The sequence below is a fragment of the Duganella sp. Root1480D1 genome (assembly GCF_001427305.1).
GTDB lineage: Bacteria > Pseudomonadota > Gammaproteobacteria > Burkholderiales > Burkholderiaceae_D > Rugamonas.
Window position 1 is genome coordinate 1 of the sequence record NZ_LMFZ01000046.1, and the last position, 1,258, is coordinate 1,258.

Annotated in this window: 1 pseudogene; it reads left to right on the forward strand. The window is 69.1% G+C overall.

The window, feature by feature from the left end:
• Window positions 1-1,258: pseudogene (locus ASD58_RS30815) on the forward strand (AMP-binding protein); the annotation flags it as partial.

Sequence of the window (1,258 nt, forward strand, 5' to 3'; positions counted from 1 at the left end):
GGGGTCAAGCCCGACACGCGGGTGGCGATCTGCATGGAGCGCGGCATCGAGATGGTGGTCGGCCTGCTGGCCATCCTGAAGGCCGGCGGTGCYTATGTGCCGCTCGATCCAGCCTATCCGGCCGAACGCCTGGCGCATATGTTCGCCGACAGCGCCCCGGCGGCGCTGCTGACGCAAGCCTGGCTGCAGGACGGCTTGCCGCCAATCGGGGTGCCGGTGCTGGCACTCGACGCACAAGCCACGGCCTGCGCCGGAGAATCCGAAGGCAATCCCGATGCGGCTTCCCTCGGCCTCGGCCCGCAGCACCTGGCCTATGTGATCTACACCTCTGGCTCGACCGGCCTGCCCAAGGGGGCGATGAACGAACACCGCGCCGTGGTCAATCGCCTGTGCTGGGCGTGGCAGGAGTACGGCATCGGCAGCGCGGACCGCGTGCTGCAGAAGACCCCATTCGGCTTCGACGTCTCGGTCTGGGAATTCTTCCTGTCGCTGGCGGCCGGCGCGCAGCTGGTGCTGGCCCGTCCGGGCGGGCACCAGGATGCGGGCTACCTGGCCGGCCTGGTGCAGGAGGCCGGCATCACGGCCATGCACTTCGTGCCATCGATGCTGCAACTGTTCCTCGAGCATGCCGACCTCTCGTGCTGCGGCACGCTGCGCCGGCATCACGGCCATGCACTTCGTGCCATCGATGCTGCAACTGTTCCTCGAGCATGCCGACCTCTCGTGCTGCGGCACGCTGCGCCAGGTGCTTTGCAGCGGCGAAGCGCTGCCTTATGCGCTGCAGCAGCAATTCCTGGCGCGCCTGCCGGCCGTGGCCCTGCATAACCTGTACGGACCGACCGAGGCGGCAATCGACGTCACGGCCTGGCGCTGCACGGCGCAGGGCCCGGCGGGCAAGGTGCCGATCGGTTACCCGATCGCCAACGTGCAGATGTATGTACTCGACAGCAGCATGGCCCCGGTACCGGTGGGCGTGGCGGGCGAGCTGTACATCGGCGGGGTGGCGGTGGGCCGCGGTTACCTGAACCGTCCGGAACTGACGGCCGAGCGTTTCATGGACAACCCGTTTGCGCCGGGGCGGCTGTACCGCACCGGCGACCTGGCGCGCTGGTTGCCCGATGGGGCCATCGAGTACCTGGGCCGCAATGACTTCCAGGTGAAGATCCGCGGCCTGCGCATCGAACTGGGCGAGATCGAGGCGCAGCTGCAGGACTGCGCCGGGGTGCGCGAGGCGGTGGTGGTGGCGCGCGGCGACGCG